Annotated in this window: 17 protein-coding genes; 10 read left to right on the top strand and 7 right to left on the bottom strand. The window is 39.3% G+C overall.

All coding sequences use genetic code 11. The features are described from left to right. Window positions 1-230 precede the first annotated feature (230 nt). Window positions 231-2,345, bottom strand: coding sequence for a TonB-dependent siderophore receptor (locus tag BCU84_RS15090; RefSeq protein ID WP_102528900.1), 2,115 nt, complete (start codon window positions 2,343-2,345; stop codon window positions 231-233). Window positions 2,346-2,743: 398 nt separating this feature from the next. Here BCU84_RS15090 and BCU84_RS15095 point away from each other — a divergent pair, with 398 nt between their 5' ends. The 3 genes from BCU84_RS15095 to BCU84_RS15105 all read left to right on the top strand — a co-directional run bounded on the left by BCU84_RS15095 (window position 2,744) and on the right by BCU84_RS15105 (window position 5,152). Further along, window positions 2,744-3,037 carry a hypothetical protein gene (locus BCU84_RS15095; protein ID WP_102528901.1) on the top strand — a complete coding sequence of 98 codons (294 nt, stop codon included), beginning with the start codon at window positions 2,744-2,746 and terminating at the stop codon, window positions 3,035-3,037. 313 nt (window positions 3,038-3,350) lie between these two features. Continuing rightward, window positions 3,351-4,232 (top strand): PD40 domain-containing protein, encoded by an 882-nt coding sequence (locus tag BCU84_RS15100; RefSeq protein WP_102528902.1) that lies wholly within the window; start codon window positions 3,351-3,353, stop codon window positions 4,230-4,232. A gap of 332 nt (window positions 4,233-4,564) precedes the next feature. Beyond that, on the top strand, window positions 4,565-5,152 hold the full coding sequence (locus tag BCU84_RS15105) for a NapC/NirT family cytochrome c (protein WP_102528903.1): 588 nt from the start codon (window positions 4,565-4,567) through the stop codon (window positions 5,150-5,152). A gap of 18 nt (window positions 5,153-5,170) precedes the next feature. On the opposite strand, the gene BCU84_RS15110 is transcribed toward BCU84_RS15105, so the two are convergent. The 3 genes from BCU84_RS15110 to BCU84_RS15120 all read right to left on the bottom strand — a co-directional run bounded on the left by BCU84_RS15110 (window position 5,171) and on the right by BCU84_RS15120 (window position 7,565). Beyond that, window positions 5,171-5,524: a HopJ type III effector protein gene (locus BCU84_RS15110; RefSeq protein WP_102528904.1), complete on the bottom strand. Its 354-nt coding sequence runs from the start codon at window positions 5,522-5,524 to the stop codon at window positions 5,171-5,173. A 184-nt stretch (window positions 5,525-5,708) separates the two neighbouring features. Continuing rightward, the gene (locus tag BCU84_RS15115; protein ID WP_241906451.1) at window positions 5,709-6,398 is read right to left on the bottom strand and encodes a cupin domain-containing protein; all 690 of its coding nucleotides are present in this window, start codon (window positions 6,396-6,398) and stop codon (window positions 5,709-5,711) included. 174 nt (window positions 6,399-6,572) lie between these two features. After that, complete coding sequence (locus BCU84_RS15120) at window positions 6,573-7,565, bottom strand: cytochrome-c peroxidase (protein ID WP_102528905.1); 993 nt, start codon at window positions 7,563-7,565, stop codon at window positions 6,573-6,575. A gap of 486 nt (window positions 7,566-8,051) precedes the next feature. Between BCU84_RS15120 and BCU84_RS15125 the strand changes: the two genes are divergently transcribed. The 3 genes from BCU84_RS15125 to rpiA all read left to right on the top strand — a co-directional run bounded on the left by BCU84_RS15125 (window position 8,052) and on the right by rpiA (window position 10,971). Further along, window positions 8,052-9,380, top strand: coding sequence for an ATP-binding protein (locus BCU84_RS15125; RefSeq protein WP_102528906.1), 1,329 nt, complete (start codon window positions 8,052-8,054; stop codon window positions 9,378-9,380). Between the two features lie 11 nt (window positions 9,381-9,391). Further along, on the top strand, window positions 9,392-10,216 hold the full coding sequence (locus tag BCU84_RS15130; RefSeq protein ID WP_102528907.1) for a mechanosensitive ion channel domain-containing protein: 825 nt from the start codon (window positions 9,392-9,394) through the stop codon (window positions 10,214-10,216). 92 nt (window positions 10,217-10,308) lie between these two features. Next, the gene (gene rpiA / locus BCU84_RS15135; RefSeq protein WP_102528908.1) at window positions 10,309-10,971 is read left to right on the top strand and encodes a ribose-5-phosphate isomerase RpiA; all 663 of its coding nucleotides are present in this window, start codon (window positions 10,309-10,311) and stop codon (window positions 10,969-10,971) included. A gap of 119 nt (window positions 10,972-11,090) precedes the next feature. On the opposite strand, the gene BCU84_RS15140 is transcribed toward rpiA, so the two are convergent. Beyond that, window positions 11,091-12,179, bottom strand: coding sequence for a methyl-accepting chemotaxis protein (locus BCU84_RS15140; RefSeq protein WP_102528909.1), 1,089 nt, complete (start codon window positions 12,177-12,179; stop codon window positions 11,091-11,093). 206 nt (window positions 12,180-12,385) lie between these two features. Beyond that, window positions 12,386-14,251 carry a methyl-accepting chemotaxis protein gene (locus BCU84_RS15145; protein ID WP_102528910.1) on the bottom strand — a complete coding sequence of 622 codons (1,866 nt, stop codon included), beginning with the start codon at window positions 14,249-14,251 and terminating at the stop codon, window positions 12,386-12,388. 342 nt (window positions 14,252-14,593) lie between these two features. Here BCU84_RS15145 and BCU84_RS15150 point away from each other — a divergent pair, with 342 nt between their 5' ends. The 4 genes from BCU84_RS15150 to BCU84_RS15165 all read left to right on the top strand — a co-directional run bounded on the left by BCU84_RS15150 (window position 14,594) and on the right by BCU84_RS15165 (window position 17,790). Beyond that, entirely contained in the window at window positions 14,594-15,121 is a 528-nt protein-coding gene (locus BCU84_RS15150; RefSeq protein WP_229369494.1) for an RNA polymerase sigma factor, read from the top strand. After that, window positions 15,118-15,711 carry a hypothetical protein gene (locus BCU84_RS15155; protein WP_102528912.1) on the top strand — a complete coding sequence of 198 codons (594 nt, stop codon included), beginning with the start codon at window positions 15,118-15,120 and terminating at the stop codon, window positions 15,709-15,711. The genes BCU84_RS15150 and BCU84_RS15155 overlap by 4 nt, the downstream gene beginning before the upstream one ends. Then, window positions 15,708-16,667, top strand: coding sequence for a DUF4097 family beta strand repeat-containing protein (locus tag BCU84_RS15160; RefSeq protein ID WP_241906452.1), 960 nt, complete (start codon window positions 15,708-15,710; stop codon window positions 16,665-16,667). The genes BCU84_RS15155 and BCU84_RS15160 overlap by 4 nt, the downstream gene beginning before the upstream one ends. 181 nt (window positions 16,668-16,848) lie before the next feature. Then, window positions 16,849-17,790, top strand: coding sequence for a LysR family transcriptional regulator (locus tag BCU84_RS15165; protein ID WP_102528913.1), 942 nt, complete (start codon window positions 16,849-16,851; stop codon window positions 17,788-17,790). Here BCU84_RS15165 and BCU84_RS15170 read toward each other — a convergent pair whose 3' ends face one another. Further along, entirely contained in the window at window positions 17,791-18,708 is a 918-nt protein-coding gene (locus tag BCU84_RS15170) for a LysR family transcriptional regulator (RefSeq protein ID WP_102528914.1), read from the bottom strand. Window positions 18,709-19,155: the final 447 nt, after the last annotated feature.

Genomic DNA, 19,155 nt, shown 5'->3' on the forward strand with positions numbered 1-19,155 from the left:
ACATCAATACATCAATACATTAATGATAGTGTGATGAAAAGTGAGAAAAGAATTAGCTGAGAGGTAGGAGGGAATTAGATATAACATTGAATGAATAATGTCATGATGACATATCCCCGTCCGTTTTAAAGACAACAAAAAAGCGACCTAGGGTCGCTTTTTAATGTTAACTGTTGTCAATGAAGACTACTGCCGAAGTTCAACAACGCAGTAGCAAGTCTAAGCAGCGATTAAAACTGATACTTAACACTCGCGGTGAAATTAATCGGCTCACCCGGCATAGTCCATAACTTATGGTACGAGCTTTCAAAATACTGCTGATTAAATAAGTTATTTACATCAATCATCAGACTAAATCTGCTGGTTAAATCTACCGCCGCAGATAAGTTAACTAAGGTGTATGCAGGTAGAATATAGTCAGGGTCGGTTGTCTCACCTAAACGGTCACCAACGTAATTTACCGTGGCGCCAAAGTAAGCTTCTTTACCCATAATGTCAGTGTAATGTCTTAATGCAACATGACCGACATGCTCTGCAACGTTGATTAAGCGTGAGCCTTTAGGAATTGGCACACCCCAGTCGTTATCAATCAAGTCTTTCGCAGTTCTTGCATCCGTATAAGCATAAGCGAGTTCAAGACTTGTATCATCGGTCAGTAATGTGCTCAGCTGAAATTCAACGCCCTGACTTTCTACTTCACCTAATGTGGCAGATAAACCAGTATCAGGCTCCGCTGTTAGCATATTGGTTTTGCTTGCGTCATAAAGTGCGAGGCTACCTGAAAATCTATCGGCGACATTTTGCCACTTAAGGCCCACTTCAAACGACTTAGTTTGTTCAGGTTCAAAGGCATTTCTGTCTGAATCTAGACCAGAGTTCGGTCTGAACCCTTCTGCATAGCTGGTGTACACATTGATATTGTCACCTAATTCATAAACAAACCCAAAACGCGAAGACACTTCAGTTTGGTCTTGTTCGTGTTCTTCGTTATCCAGTTTGTTCAAAATTTGCTGATTAAATCGATCAACCCTGAAGCCCAACAATAATTTTGCTTTATCGGTTAACTCAATCAAATCTTGCGCATAAAAACCAACACCTGTTTGCTCTTCTGATGTCAGTGTCGTTGGTGATGTTTCAGGTTGAAACATAGTGTAATCAGGGTTGTTCGGGTCAATCGAATAAGTATCGTCACCTGAGCCCCAAGCCGTGCGCCATACTCGGTAATCAGTGTCTAACTGGAAGTTATAATAATCTAATCCAACTAAAAGGTTATTCTTAAACCCTCCTAATTCTACGTCACCACTGATCTCGAAGCGCGCTGACAAATCTTGCGCTTGATAGTCACGCTCTCTTCGTTGTCTTGATAGCGTATTTGGATCGGTATAAATCAACTGGCGACCGTCAGAAAGCTCTGCATCTGAAGACTGTCCTTTAAACGATGAATCTCGATAAGCTAAGCCGGTTAATAAGTGCCAATTATTATTAAGCTGATGATTTAATAATAATTGGTGACCTAGTGCCTTAACGGTATGGTCGCCATCTCTGGTGTCACCATAAAAAGCCGAAGTATCAACAGCATCAAAGTCATTATCTAAAACGTATACACCACGTTCTAACGGCTTACGTTGATCGAGAATTTCCATTTCATAGCTTAAGCTAGTGGCATCTGAAATATTCCACAAAAGAGACGGACTTAAGTTTAAGCTTTGAACATCAACATGATCGCGATAGGTATCTGAATCTTCATAAAAACCATTGATACGGTAAGCGACATCATCACTAATGCCTTTAGTGTGGTCAAACTCAACTTGCTTAGTATCGTAGTTACCTAAAGTCCCTTGAATATAGCCTTGTTCTTCAAACTGAGGCTTTTTAGTAACGATATTGACGGTACCACCTGGCTCACCTTGACCGTACAATGCCGAGCCTGGTCCTTTCATTACTTCAATGGTTTCAATATTAGCGGTGTTTCTATTACCGTTATAACCCCGTGAATTAAAACCATTCACTAAGTAACCTGTTGGATTGTTTTCATCCCCAGAAAAACCGCGAATAGCAAAGCTATCAAACATGCCACCAGAATTGTTTTGTCTTACGATACTTGGAGAAAAATCTAAGGCATCCATAAAACGAGTAATACCCTCGTTTTTTATCGTGTCAGCATTAATTCTATCGACAGCTTGTGGTGTATCAATCAATGGCACATTACCGCGATATGGTTGCCAGTGTCTTCTCACCTCAATACGTTCAATATCATCATTCATTTCTGACGTTTGGTTAATATTATCCTGTGCTATCGCGCCATTAGAAATGACAATTAGTGAACATAAAAGCTGTTTTTTCACGTGCTTTTCTCTGTGAGGGGTTGACTTGAAGCGGGATGTTACAATATATCATTTTAATCGTCAAAGCTAGTCCATGAATTAATTGTCACTGTAAGTGCTACATAGTAATAAGCACTAATTTAATACCTCAATTTTTAAGGGGTCATGAAGTATAAGGTCACTCAATGCCAATAGGCTGGAATCGAATACATGAGGTTCATTGCCTTCCTGAATTACTACTCGTTTACCCCTACACAAACATATACATTATTCGTTTCAAGGGATTAGGATTCTAATCTTAAAACTCCAAAGATAATTATCTGCACTAGACAGTTCATTTATTATTCAATAAGATAAAAGTGTGACGAAGATCACCTTTCTACTAATGCAGTTTAGAGAAATGAATTACAGGAGTTTTTATGAAATCGTTATCTTACAAAGTATCAATCCTAGCAGCGTCAGTTTTAATGGCTGCTAATGCGTCTGCTATGATCATCGAATGTAATGATTGCAGCCCAGAGCAACGACTATCTTCAATTAACAATCAAGTGTCTGGCCCAGTATTTGTCGTCGATTTTGTCAACAAAACTGTCGACAAGTATCAAGTCACTGAAGACGGAAAAACTCAAGTGCTAGATCCTACCAAAGCGGATGTTAGTCAGCTAAACCAGCAGTTTTCTCATCGAAAAACTCATCTAAGAGATCCAAAATAAGCAAATTGTTAGATAACGTTTATGCGAACTTTTCTCATAAACGTTATTTTAATGATGTAGACCAAGCCACTGTTAACATCCCAACCTCTAGAATTATCCTCCCCAGTTATTAAGTATCCACTGTACAATTTTCTATCTAGATCTAATTTCCAACTTAAAGGGTCAGCAACATAAAACACCGAGGTTTTCGCTTTCACTAAAAGCGAATCTGAGTTCACATAAGTGTGGATTTATAAAACAAACCCTTGTATCCTCCGTTCAAATTCATCAAACCTGCTTTACTAAAGCAAAAGAAATCACCAATAGGCATTTCATGAAAAAAACCATAATAACAATCAGCTTATGCATGATGTCACTCCACACTTTTGCATCGACTCCTGCTTACCATAACCCTGGAGCGGCCAACAAAACTGTTGAATTCGCTCCTGGGATTATTTCTACAGCCGATCATTTTGAAATTAATACTGTGTTTAACAAAGCAGGAGATAAGGTCATTTTTGCCCGTTGTGCTGACGATTTTAGTCACTGCACTATGATGCAATCAGACTTTAGCAATGGCCAGTGGCAAGCACCGTCAGCCTTATCTATTTCTGGTGATTACCTCGATGCAGATCCTTATTACAGTGCCGATTACTCTCAGCTATATTTTGTCTCTAAAAGACCCATTTCAGAGGGTGAGGATGAAGCACCTGAGGTCAATTTGTGGCGAACGACTTGGGCTGAAGGCCAATGGCAAACACCTGAATACTTAACTGATGTTAACTCTGCCGCAGCAGACTTATACCCGTCACTCACTGACAAAGGCGAGTTATACTTTCCTTCATTTAGGGACAACGGTCGCCATATGTATGTTGCTCAGCCTAAAGGAGATGGCTTTGACACTCCAAGACCATTGCCAAGCCATATTTATGGTATGAAAGGTAACATTGGTGATTCGGCGGTGTCTCGAGACGGCAAGACGATCGTTTTTAGTATCAAGGATCGCGATGATAGCCTCGGAAAAGGCGATTTATATCTGTCTAAGTTAATCGATGGCGAATGGACAGTAGCAAAAAGTCTAGGCAGTAAAGTGAATACAGCAGACCATGAGTTCACTCCAATTATCTCACCTAACGGCGAGTATTTGTTCTTTACCCGTATTGAAAATGGCAAAGGTAACTTGTACCAGATTAAACTTTCTGCATTAGCGATTTAACCAAAATAAAAATACATAGCAAGGGAGGTTTCCCTTGCTTGTTTGCTTGTTCCCTCCTCTTTCTAATGTCATTAAAAATGATCCATTTATCACTAAAAACACTATTACACTGATGACAGTATGTTCGCCAACGCCTTTAAGTTAGCTTCTTTTAGCATCCGTACTATATGTTTATCCAACAAACAGCGCAGATAATCTGACACCGCTTATACTGATTGAGTCGGGTTTATTTTTTATATTACTGCGGCCAGCTGTCATCCATTACCTAATCGTGTAAAGAGTCGTTTAAAGAGTCAATTACAACTCCTTTTCTATTCATTTATGAGTGAAATATGAAAAAATTAATCGCGTTACTGAATACTGTTTGGCAAGTGATGAAAAAGCCGAGTGTCCATTACAGCTTAGGCTTTCTGGTAATAGGCGGCTTTATTGCTGGGATCATTTTTTGGGGTGCATTTAATACTGCATTAGAAATGTCGAGTACCGAGGAGTTTTGTAGCAGTTGCCATCAAAATGTCTATGAAGAAATGAAACCAACGATTCATTTTACCAACCGTAGCGGTGTACGAGCCACCTGTCACGATTGTCATGTGCCCCATAAATGGACCGATAAAATAGCGCGAAAAATGCAAGCTTCAAAAGAGATTTGGGCGCATTTAGTGGGTTCGATAAATACGCCTGAAAAGTTTGAAGCTAAACGCCGCCAATTAGCCGAGCACGAATGGCGACGCCTTAAAGCCAACAACTCTTTAGAGTGCCGAAATTGCCATGAGTTCGACTATATGGACTTCACTCGCCAATCAACCCGCGCAGCTGATATGCACTCAACCTACTTAGAAAGCGGCGCACAAACCTGTATTGATTGCCATAAAGGCATTGCTCATCAATTACCAGATATGGCGGGAGTTGAAGGCTTCTAAAAGTCGAATTAGCGGTGATTATGCGCCTTTCAACGCTAATGCATCGCTTGAAAATTTAACACCATCCCAGCCATTAAGCATAAATTGACGGATATTTTGGTGGTCATTCCCTTGTGGAGTGGCCACGACATCTCGATAATGCTGACCAAATAAACTCAAGGTTTGTTGCTCATTTAGCTGATGCAACATCCCAAAAGCAAACACCTTACAAGAGCCGGCATTTTCTCCTTCAGCATTGCTCTGTTGACCATTAGTAAACGCACATGGCGTAAACACATAATGCGCCTCAATAATCGCCATAGTATCTTCAAATAGAATGTTCTGTGGGCTATCGATAGCCTTGATGAAGTTTGCTAGTGTTGATTGAGTCATTAAGTGCTGTCCTAGTTTATGTTGATATCAATTGGGTGATATTCTTGCCTAATTCTATAGCTGCAGTCATCTGTCCATTGTAGCGATAACACCATAAATGCCCTGTAAAATAAGATCAATTGAAACAATTTCTTATTAGCACGCAAACGACAAGATTGATTTAATAAAAACCATATCAAGGCCGCTATTCATCTATCATCAAATGGCCAACCTTAACCAGAATCACCGTATCTTGTTCTACAAAGGGGTTGTGCTGACTTAAGTGTGGACTGCGGATCCAAGTGCCTGCTGGATATCGACCTAACTCATCAATAAATTCGCCACTGATAACGTATATCTCTTCGCCGCCAAAATGACGATGAGGCTGAAATTGACAGCCAGCAGGCCAAAACACTAATGCTGTCGACTCGGTTAAATGCTGATGCAGCAGCATCACTTGCAGGTCCCCTTGGCCTGGAAGCCAATCAGTATGATGAGTATCTACCCTAACTTGTTCAATGTCAGTGGTTTGAAACTGATGTAACTTAACCAGTAACTCGCAGCCTTGCTCACTAAATGGTGCGTGGCTGAAACCTTCAGGGTTACGGATATAGGTGCCCGCTGGATAATCTCCAGTTTCATCAGAAAAGACTCCTGATAAAACTAAAATCTCTTCACCTAAAGGATGCGGATGTGACGCAAAGCTTGCACCGGCATCATACTTAACAATACTGGTCGCATGGCCACGTTCCGCTTCTTCTCTGGCTAAACGTTTACGCCATACACCTTTGGCAGGGCTTTTATCCCACTCAAGCATATGAGTATTAATAACAATTCGTTGGCTAAAATCCATATTCAGTGAATCAGTCTTGCTGGTATTGTTAGCGGTATTCATATTCTTTTTCTCCACTCAATCTATGCCGTTATCATAGGCTTATTGGTGATGAATAAAAAGCAGGCACAATTTGGAGTAGTAGGTACTTTTAGGTCCTATTTATTGATTATTAAACATAAAAAAGCCTACTCAAAAAATTGAGTAGGCTTTTTCCGCTAAATATAGGGCTGCTAGTTACTTCTTAAATGGCACCGGACGTGGTGTGTTCTCATTCGAAGGTGGCAAAATTGGTAACATAATTTGTGGTTGGTCACCGGTTAAGCTCTTCAAGAAGTCTACCATTTGCTTGGTTTCAACTTCGGTCATAGTCTGACCTAGCTGAATGTCTGCCATAGTGTTAACGGCTTCTTCTAATGTCCAAACGCTACCATCGTGGAAGTAGGGATAAGTTAGTTCGATATTACGTAAGGTTGGTACTTTAAAGACGAATTTATCCGCATCTTTACCCGTTACGCCTTTACGCCCTACCGCAGGGTTGTCAGTATGAAACGGCTTAACTAGGCCCATTTTCATGTACATGGTGCCACCAACAGCAGGGCCGCTATGACAGGCTACACAACCTTTATCTTTAAACAATTGATAACCCGCTTTCGCATCAGCAGTAATCGCTTTTTTATCGCCTTCTAAATACTGATCAAACGGGCTATTTGGGGTTACTAAGGTTTTTTCAAATACGGCAATTGCATCGGTAATTCTGTCGATATTCACTTCATCTGAACCGTAGATTGCTTTAAAGCGTTCTACATATCCAGGCATTGAAGCAATAGTTCCGACTGCCAATTCATGGGTGTAACCCATTTCTTTTGGATTATCGATAGGGCCTGCAGCTTGCTCTTTTAAATCAGCCGCTCGACCGTCCCAAAATTGCGCTAGCATGTACTCAGCGTTTAATACTGTAGGTGAGTTAATTGGACCTTCTTGCCACTCATGGCCAATCGAGGTTGGCAGGGCATCAACACCACCTAAAGATAGATTATGACAAGAGTTACAAGAGATAAACCCAGACATTGACAAACGTGGTTCAAAAAATAGCATTTTGCCTAGTTCAACTTTTTCAGGTTCGGTGATCACAGCAGGCTTGATCACTTCGATTGGCTCACTGGCCTGTGAGGTAGAGATTGAAAAAATTGATGCCATCAAAATTGCAACTGAGGTTAGCTTCGTCATAACTAATAACCTTATAGAGTATGTGGTTTATTTGAAGCCATCATATACGCCACTTTTTATGAGTTAAAACGACAAAATTCGATTGGGTCTATCGTGTATTTTGATGATAAAAATGCGACCTAAATCACTGTTTATTATTACAAATAAGATAGGTTATCACTTAATTAGTTTACAGCTAAACAGTGCATTCAAAATACCGGTTACAACCGAGATAGATCACCCCCCAAAGAGCGAAAAACCATCACCGTTGATGTTATTTCAGCTTTAAAATGACACTTTTAGATTAGACATTTTTACAGTTTCACCTTCATGTACTGTCAATTTCCGATTTTTTAGCCTTTAGGTTGAGCCGAAATCCCAATTTATTATTCAAGCTATTGAATAAGTGTTCGTTCAATTAAGTATGCTAAAGTTAACTTTAGCTAAGTAAAATCAATGGAATTAAGCCAAGAGCTTGCATGTGTCGACAATGAAGGTAGCGATTAAATGGATGTTCAACTCCCACGCGTTTCAAAAGCATGGCAATCAATAAAAAACCTAATATCAGGACAATCGACTAGCAGTCATGATGGCGACAGCATTGAAGGCAAACTTTCGCTTAAGGAAATAAGCCAACTTTATCCCCGTGACACAACCATACTTTCTGAAGTAGAAAAGTGTCTGCTTTATCATCCAATAAGAACTGACTTACAGCCTTTAGCAAATAAATTTGCTGAGTCAGTCACCCTTGATACTCAAGATGTTCAGCTAATTCAGCAGTCAAATCAGCAGTCAAATCAGCAGCAAATTGAAACGCCTCTCCAAGCGGAAAATAGTCAGTTTATTGGCCGAGATGTTCAGCAGAAAAAGGTCAGTGATGCGATCTCTCGTTGGCAAAAAAATAAAGGCGAGTTAACTGCGGTGATAGGCCCGTTTGGTTCTGGCGTTAGCTCTTTTCTGAATCAATTTCATCATCAATATCATCAACAAGTGCCAGTCACTTACGTCAGCTTTTACCACGCAGCACTCACGACCAAAGAAGCCATCGCTAACTTGTGTTATTGCTTCAATATTACCGATGAGCCCAAATCCATCACTGAAGCAATTGCACTTATTAATCAACAAGACTCACACATCATTATCATTGATGACTTACATAAACTGATGCTGAGAATGATGGGCAACTATCAAGCTTTAGTGACCTTCGCGACAGTTATCATGGAAACACGCCAACAGCATTGCTGGATCCTAGGCTGTGAAACCTATGTATGGCATCGCTTATCGTCACAATACTCCATCACAAACTTCGTCAAAATTATCGTTAGATTAGAATACTTTTCTTTATTAGAGTTTCGAGATGTCATCCAAGCTAAAACCGCTAATATTAGCCTGACTTTAACAAGTGATGGCAATGAAGAAACAGAGAAAGCCGCATTTGAACAGCTAACAAAGCAATTGCACCAAGTCAGTGGCGGTCACAGCAAGCTCGCCTGTGTTTTACTATTTAATGCGTTAACCGAAGACCCTAACCACCCTTTAAGTATAAAACCAATATGCACACCGGACTTAGCAACACTTAAACAATGTACTGATGAAGATTTATTTAGCTTGGCTGAGATCTATGTTCATGGCGGCTTACGCATATTTCAGCATGCTGAAATTTTTGCCACCAGCATAGAACAAAGCTCATTAAAATTAGAATACCTTTCACGCCAGGGCTTACTTAAACCTCATTACTCAAAGCTGGACTTTGCTCAGCATTACTACGTCATTCCCCCAACATTAACCCGGCTTATCGCCAGTCATTTAGTTAATCACAATAAACTTTACTTGTAGGAGCAATAAGCATGGATGATTCACGTAAAGCACTACAAGCCATACTCGACATTATTTCTTTTGATAAATTATTAGCTTTTGCCACCGTATGTTTATTTGCTTGGCTGCTTATGGTTATCGTGCAATTTGTGTTGAAACAGCTCACCATCAAACTGCCAAAATACCGTTTACTCTGGAGTCGTTTATACCCTTTTGCGCGCTTATTTGTTTGGGCTACCGTGATGATTTACACCATCACTGAAATCATCGACCCTCACGAGAATTTGATATTAGCCGTTATTGGTTCCATCGGGATTGTATTAGGTTTAGCGACACAAGAGCCCGCTAAAAATATGATTGCTGGACTGATTATTATGATCACCCCGCCTTATCGAGTGGGTGATATGGTCACGCTTTCAGGTCATTATGGTGAGGTGATTCAACTTGATTGGAGTGTCACTTGGCTACGCACTTTTGATGACAATACTGTCATGGTGCCCAACGCTGAGGCATTAAAAACGGCGGTGTCGAATGCTAACAGTGGCGCATTAGATGAAATGGTAGTGGTGACATTTAAGCTACCCATTAACGTTGATCATCTGCACGCGATTCAACTGGCAAAAGAAGCCACTCAATGTTCGCCTTACACTTTTTTAGATAAGCCCATTACGGTCAATATTGCCACTGATTATCAATATGGTGAGCATCTGATTACCTTAACGGTAAAAGCCTATGTGATGGATATTCGATTAGAGCGTAAATTTGCTAGCGACATAAATTTTCGAGTGCTTAATGCCTTTAAACAAGCAGAATTTTATTCTGTGTCAACTTCTGAGACCATTGATGCAATTAATTAAATCCTTGTCATATCTTGAACAGGCAAGCATTTGCTATACTCTTGCCCACATTAATACTTACCATAGCTAAATAGCCACCTTAGGATGTTGATATGACCCAAGATGAAATGAAAAAAGCTGCCGGCTGGGCTGCACTAAAATACGTCGAAGAAAACAGTATTGTTGGTGTAGGAACTGGTTCAACGGTAAATCACTTTATTGATGCGTTAGCGACAATGAAGCACGACATTCAAGGGGCAGTTTCTAGCTCTGAAGCTTCAACAGAAAAATTGAAGCAATTAGGTATTGAAGTATTTGATATGAATAGCGTTGCTGATTTATCTGTTTATGTCGATGGTGCTGATGAAATCAATGCTCACATGGATATGATCAAAGGCGGCGGCGCTGCATTAACACGCGAAAAAATTGTTGCTGCAGTAGCAAAGAAATTCGTCTGTATTGTAGATAATACTAAGCAAGTTGATGTGTTAGGTGAATTCCCACTACCAATCGAAGTTATTCCGATGGCACGTTCATATGTGGCGCGTGAATTAGTTAAACTTGGCGGCGATCCTGTTTACCGTGAAGGTGTTGTAACGGATAACGGTAACGTTATTTTAGATATGTACAACTATAAAATTCTTGACCCTAAAGCACTCGAAACTCAGCTTAACGCCATTGTTGGTGTTGTCACTAACGGCTTATTCGCTAATCGCGGTGCAGACGTATTATTGGTTGGCTCACCAGATGGTGTAAACACTATTTTGCCAGCATAAGCAGTCTGAAACCAAACAGTTTGAATAAATGGTTCATTGAACACTAAAAAGCCCAATCAGTGATTGGGCTTTTTGTTGGCTTGAATTTATTACAATTAAATTAATGTCTGCTAATTACCTTAGCTGCTTTGTGCAATCTCATCTAAACAAGCCATCACTTTCTCACTGGCTAACTCCATCGCTTCTAGGTATTTCAATGCATTTTCTTTCTCGCCAGCATTAATTAAAGAAAGTGCTTCGACTCCATTACGGTGCACAAGTTTATGAGGCTCATCTAGCCTTTTAAAGGCAGATAAATTAGCATAACTTTCCTTGCCAGTTGTTTGGTACCATTTACCTAATCGACACATAGTATGATCTGAAAATGTTCCAATCTCTTTTTGACTCGCTCCAGAAGCGACAGCATAAACATCGCCTTTCCATACAATATGATCCAACTTTACTGTTTGAATAAAGGTACGTAATGAAGCATGACCAATTGCATCTTTCATAGAAGTGCAGAATGAAATAATAGAATCATAATCCTCATTAAGAGATGACATCCCACCCGCTAACTCTGCATTACTACCTTGAATATCTTCAACTGAAAAAACAGTTTCATTGGTCGATTGAATAATTTGTTGCACTAACTCAGCAACTTCTTTAGCAGAACCATTGGTATTGCTTGCTAAGGCCCTCACCTCATCAGCAACGACACTAAAACCTCGACCAGCATCTCCAGCACGAGCGGCCTCAATTGCAGCATTCAAAGCTAACAAATTAGTTTGGTCAGAAATTTTTGAAATAGTCGCAACAAACGAATTGATGTTATCTGCCATTGAAGATAAACCAGATATATTAGTCGTTAAGCCAGTCATTTTTTGAGTGACTGTCTCTATGCCCTCAACCATGCTTTCAAGTGATTGATTTGAAGCATCTAGCGAGTCGTTAATTTGTTCACTCGCTTCTTTCTCATTATTAATATCAATATGAGCTTGAAGGACAGTGCCTCTAACTCCTTCAATATGCCCTAAGGATTGAATCGCACAATCTAGGAGCATTCCTCTAAATTTTGTATCTGAATTTTCTTGCATAGCATTGAATTGTTCATTTAGATGCGCATTGTTATCAGCTAATTGAGCATTTTCATTAGATAACTGATTAATTTTCTCTTTTAACGCATCATTTTCTTGTTGTAGTTGTGTATGACTCTTTCTTAAAACAAACATCGCTATCCCAATTATTCTTTTTATTTAATATCCACTTGAATTTAATATAAACCTTATACAAAAACACTTCACTGATTGGAACTCAATAATGTGGACTATTCCTGTAAATAGTTAATACTGATTTTAAAGCCAATTACATAAGCCCATTGCATAAGCCATTTACATAAGCCCATTGCATATTAGAGCCTAATAAATGGCTATTAGATTTAACTCACTTTAAATAAGCTCACCGCTTCATGTAATGACTCTGCTCGCTGTCTAACATCTTGTGTTGCTGCCGCATTCTCTTCAGTTGCATTGGCAGTTTCATCTGCAATATCACGGATCACCACTACATTTTTACCGACTTCTGCAGCCACCATACTTTGCTCTTCAATGGCGGTCGCAATTTGGGTACTCATGTCTGATATAGTTTGCACATCTTGGGTGATTGAGTTGAGTAAGTCCCCTGCTCCACCAGCTTGCTCGACGCTTTCTGAACCTTGCTGTTGACTGGCATCCATTAACTGCACAATCGAATGAGTACGGCTTTGCAAAGTTGAAATAATTTTCGAAATTTCTTCGGTGGACTCTTGGGTGCGCATGGCAAGGTTTCTGACCTCATCTGCCACTACCGCGAATCCTCTGCCTTGCTCACCGGCTCTAGCAGCCTCAATCGCAGCATTTAATGCCAGTAAATTAGTTTGTTCTGCAATACCTCTAATAACATCTAACACGCTGCCTATGGTTTCGCTGTCACTTTCTAAGTCTGCGACGACGTTTGATGAATCACTCAGCTGACTTGCTAAGCTTTGTATTTTCTCAATTGTCTGTTCAACACTGACTAAACCTTGTTGAGCATTGTCATTGGTTTCATTGGCTTTAAGTGCTGCTTGCTCAGTATTACTGGCAATCTCATCAATGGTCGCCCCCATTTCAGTAATGGCTGTTGCAACCATGTCCGTTTCACTTAATTGTTTTGAAACGCCTTCAGATGCCGTAACTGCATTTTGAGTCAGCTCTTCGCAGGAGATATTCATCGCATCTACTGATTCGTTCACTTGCTCAATCAATTGCTGAAAACTGAGCACCATGGCATTAAAGTGTTTTGCAATTCTTGCAAGTTCATCGTTTTTGCTTTCATCACAACGAAGCGTTAAATCTTTATTCTTTTCAACTTCTGAGATCACCCGATTGATATCATTAATCGGCACCACAATACTGCGTAAAATAAGATAAGCAGAAATAGATAAGATCACGGAGATAAGCACAAAAATGCTTACCCCTAAAATCAGCGCATTAGTTTCAGCTCCTGCAATTTGAGCATTAGTTTGCTCATGCAGATGAATAAGATCGGTATCCGTCCTTTTAATGGCTTCTCTTAGTTTCAGCATGTCACCATCATAAGCGGTTAAACCAAATAGCTTTTCTTTATCAGTTAATAAGATAAAACTTTTTTGATAAGCATCAGCCAATCCTGATAGTTGATTCTTGGTTGATGAATTGAGAGATGAAGACTGAAGTTGGGATTGGAATAAATCTAAATTCTTTTCGAATTTATCTAGGTAGCTTTGGGTCCGGCGTAACATAAAGTCTTTCTCGTTACGGCGCAGCTGTAACATGGTGACTGATAACTCCGCTTGTCCTTGCTCTTTTAAAATGGTTTCAACATTATGAACTGACTTGCGTAAATCCCCATATAAACCTGTCTTCGGTGTTAAGCCTATTTCTGTTTGTAAAGTCACTAACTCAGCAAACATGACTTTATAGGTGTCCAGACTTTGGTTAAAACTCGATAAGCTTTGAGTGGATAAACCACGATCGGTTAATGCCTCATTAAGCGCAGCTATCGTATTATTAATATCGACATAAATATTGTCATGTTCATCAATATATTTACTGTCTAACCGGGCAAAAAAGTCTTTTTCCGTCACTCGAAGTTGTAAAACTTCTCGCTCAATTTCAGTAATATTGTTGGCAGCGCCTGCCAAAGTCGATTTCACATCACTGGTATAGAGTTGCAATAAAAACATCGCGACAAATGCGACTAGTGACACCACAACACTCAATATTAACTTGGTACGAATTAGCATATAAATCCCTAATAACCTTAAGGTACATTAAAAATATAGATGCTTAATTACCTATTAGACAACTTTTAAGCAAACTAATTTTTATAGCCTGCATAAGCTAATAATGTATTAGCTTTCAGGATACTGACTGTATCTTTATCGACCAAAAGTTGGTTTTCTAGATATTATTTTTTATATACGAGTAAACCTTTTACTAACTTGCTAATGTCTAATCTAGTAACTCGCACCCAAACGGATAAAACGGTGACCCTGAACTCCAACAACATTACTGACATTGATTGCCAGTTTCAGCAGCCAAGTAAAAACGCTGAAACAGATCAAAATCAGGCTAATCACGATCAAATCGATGGGCTTACGCCTGACGAGACATTAGTGAATCTAGCCAGGTCAGGTAATAAAGCTGCATTTAAGCAGTTATATTTGCGTCACCAGGGACGAGTGTATGCCATTTGTTTTCGCCTTAGTGGTAGTCATGATCATGCCGATGAAATCTGTCAGGACTGTTTTGTTAGATTGTGGCAAAAATTAGAACAGTTTAATGGTCAAAGTCAGTTCACCACTTGGTTGCATAAGTTATCGGTTCATCAAGCCATTAACAGCATGAAAGCCAAACAGCGTTTTTGGCACCGCTTTTTACCTGATAGCAGTATCACCGATGAAAACGAACAAGAAGCAAGTCGGCATTATGAATATCACCGTTTAGACAAGTTAATAATGAAGTTACCAGAAAGAACCAGAGTGGTATTTGTATTAAGCGCCATTGAAGGTTATCAGCATCAGGAAATTGCAGAAATATTGAATATTGCAGTGGGAACGAGCAAAACCCAGTACCACAGAGCAAAACAGATGTTACAGGAAATGCTGTCATGAAAAAAAACCAACCACAACAAGAGAACCTTGACGATTTGATAGCCAGTTTACCCAAAGAAATCAGTCCTAAGGCCGATCTTTGGCAAGACATTGATGACCAAATTAGTGCTAAAACCAACAGCAATAGGACACAAAACAGCATGGTCAAAGGGGATTCACATTGGAAAATGATTGCAATGGCCGCAAGCCTTGCATTTGTGATGGTATTAGGCTGGAAACTGTCGACGCCAAACATCAGCTCCACTGAAACCCTAACGGTCAATAACGCATTATCAAACCAGTCCACCGAAGATTTAATTGCACTGGTCGATCAAATTGCCCAGACGCATCAGCAACAAATTTCCTCATTTGAAGACAACAAATACACCGTAGGTATGCAGCTTGATAATCAAACTAACCCGTTCAATAAAGGGTTTTCAGAACTAGAACTTGCCTCAAAAGAGATTCAGCAAGCCTTAAAGAATGACCCTAACAATAAACAAGTTTGGGATTTATGGCTTTGGATTATGAAACGCGAAATAGAATTGTTACAACAACAGCAACGCACACCAATGAATACAGCTCCATCAACTCAAGGAAATCAAATATGAATATCACCCTTAACCAGCTAGTCAGTCGAACGATATTCGGCTGCAGTCTGTTAATGACTCCACTGATGGCGCAAGCAGTCGAACAGATAGAGCGTGAAATGACCGTTTCTGCCAACCCTAATATTGAGTTAAAAGTACAACGTGGCAAGGTCGAAATTATTGGTTGGGATAAGGATATTATTAGCGTAAAGGGTCAGCTTGATGAACTATCAGAGGGCTTTGTTTTTGAAAAAAAAGGCGGCGATATTATCATAGAGGATAAGCTACCAAGCAGCTACCGCGGTAACAATGATCAAGGTTCAAACTTAGTTATTCGTATTCCATCAAATTTAGCACTGGAAGCCGAAGGGGTTTCTGCTGACTACGAAGTTGAAAAACTAGTTGGTAAAGTTCAATTATCTTTAGTCAGTGGCAGTATGGAAGTTGAAGATATTGAAGGTAAAATCAGCTTAAACACTGTTTCAGGCGACATCAAAGCTGAAAAGCTTAACGGTAAAATTGAATTAGAAACTGTGTCAGGAGATATCAAAGACAAAGATGTGCAAGGTAAAGTAAAATATCGCCTGGTCAGTGGTGAGTTAGAATCTGAAAATAACTTAGTCACAGACTTAAGCATTGACCAAGTTTCTGGTGACGTTGAAGGCAGTTTTACTGCTGCGGAAAAAGTTAAAGTGGTTACTGTTAGTGGCGATATTGAAGTTAAACTGAGTGACGCCATTACTAAAGTATTATTCGATACTGTCAGCGGTGACATTGAAGTTAAGTTTACCAATATGCCAAATTTAGCATTCGAGATTGATGGTGGTCCAGGTGGAAGAATTGAAAATCGTTTAACTGACGATAAACCAATGAAAACCAAGTATTCATCACGTCAGTCTATTCAATTTAAAACTCAGCAAGGTGATGGTAGCTTTAATGCCAGCACCATCAGCGGAAAAGTCAGTTTAGAGAAATAACTTAACCTAAGTTTAATGAAATAATTCAACACTCAGTAAGCCCTTAATAATGATGATTGTTAGGGGCTTTTTTGTATAGTTATTCAAGCGTTAATTGGTATGTTCATTAGCACTATTTCGACATTTCGTCTAATCCGCAATACACTGTCTATACCCATTGTCTTACTTGCCTTCAAACACAATGAATAAAACCCCATTTGAGTCACTCGATCTGAATTTAATCAAAGTTTTTTTCATCTTGTACGAAGAGCTCAACACCCATAAAGCAGCTGAAAGACTGCACATGAGTCAACCAGCAGTCAGTCGAACACTACAAAAACTTCGTGATGCCTTTAACGATCCTATTTTTGTTAAGACTAGACACGGATTATCGGCAACAGATAAAGCCCACTTTTTAGCCCAAAGGCTGCCAAATACGTGGCAAGAGTTGGCTGATATCATTAATCATGTCGACGAATTTGAGTTCAAAAAACTAACCGGTAAACTCTGCGTCACGATTCACCCTGCTCTCATAGGTTTGATCAGCGATAAGTTATTTCTCGCTCTGCATCAGACTGCTCCGCAAGTAGAATTAGTCGTATCGGTATGGAATAGCGCAACAGAGCAGGATTTATTGTCAGGTAAACAAGACTTTGCCATTACGATGATGGAACCAGACTTCTCCAAAGAAATGAGCATAAAAACACTGCCGAGTTTGTTTGCAAGGGTGTATTTAAACAAACAACACCCGTTGATAGATAAAACTATCGATGAACAGGCTTTTACTCAGTACCCATTAGCGGTGTTACATGTGCCAGGTTGGAACGAGAATATAACCTATGTGGAAAAGTATCTTAAACGCCGTGGTTTAAGCCCAACTATTGCTTATCGTAACCCTCATCCAAGTTCAGTGCTCAGTGTGGTTGCACAAACCCAGTTAATGCATGCTGTCGGCACACAATATCATGGTATAAGCACAGAAAAAGTCACCAGTAAGGTGATACATATCGATGGTAAACCTGTCGAATTAAATAGCTATTTCTGCCATCATTATCGACACAGAAACAAGCCGCTTTTTCAGTGGCTATATAACACCATTAATCAGATTATTACTGAGCAAAATAAAGCAGAAAGAAATCGTTAATTAGTTTACTGAAATCGCTAAAGGTTCAGGGTTAATAAAGTCGATAAAAGCTTTGGCCGCAGGCGTTAAGCGTCGATTTTTAAGATAAACAATACTAAAAGATGCTTTTATGTCAGGAATATCCATCACAGGTAGCTCCACTAAAGACTGGGATTCTACCTCTCGCACGATGGAGATATCTGGCGCTAATGCCACTAAGTCACATTCAGTCAACGACTCCTTAATCGCCTGAAATTGTTCAAATTTCACTAATCCTGAAAAGTCATCGCGATACTTAGAAAATAGATCGCCAAATTGATCAAATAACGGTTTGGGTAAGGCTGATGGAATCGCAATCGGATACTGCTTAATATCATCAAGTGTAACTTGAGGTTTATCAGTTAAAGGGTGCCCTGCACGGCAGCAAAATACCGCTTGAAAACTGGGTAATGGAATCACCTCAATGTCATCTCTTAAATCCAGTTCCGTCGCTTTGGTTTCAGCGATAAATAATGACACTTCAGCTTTACACAGTTTTTGATACAAGCTCAGCCAATTACCTACTTTTAATTCAACATTGACGTTGGGGAATGTATTGATAAATTGGCCAATACTCGGGCCTACAATGCTATTTAATGGTATTGCGCTCGCCCCTACCATTAACTCCCCGGTTTCTAATCCTTGAATCGCTTTGATTTCTCTTTTTAGATACTCAACATCTCGTACGATACGGCTACCATGTTCAACAACTACTTCGCCAAATGGGGTTAATGTCACCGAGCGTGAAGTCCGTTCTAATAATTTAGCTCCTAATAAATCTTCCATTTTTTGAATACTTCTAGACAAAGATGGTTGTGCCAAATTTAATTCGAGTGCAGCTCTATGGAAATGTTTTAAATCCGCAACAACAAGAAAATGTTTTAAATGACGTAATTCCATTAACATACCCAATTATAAAAAAAAGCAGAAAACCCGAAGTATTAATAGCAATTACGTCAACTTACTCATTATAAAAAAACATTTCAAATTTTAATAAAAGTGATAAAACATCAATATTAAAACAGAATTAATTTCTTAGTTCAACAATAATTAAAATTGATACAAAACCTCAAACCAAAACCATAAGCCACTGTAAATAAAGGGTTTATATAAACACGCAAATGTATCAAAACGTATCACTTAATATTCAATTAATTAATTACAACTGCGCATTAATCTGATACAAAAATTGCATCAATTAAGATTAAACAACCAATTCCTATTAATAGCTTTTATGCATTATTTAATGCTTAATTTCGCATTGGATTATCTGGTAACAATTTTGCAATATCTGATTAACCACTTTTTTATTCGTGGTCATTAAAATAATAATTAATAGGAACTCAT

This window comes from Shewanella sp. 10N.286.51.B7 (assembly GCF_002873615.1).
Classification (GTDB): Bacteria; Pseudomonadota; Gammaproteobacteria; order Enterobacterales; family Shewanellaceae; genus Shewanella; species Shewanella electrodiphila.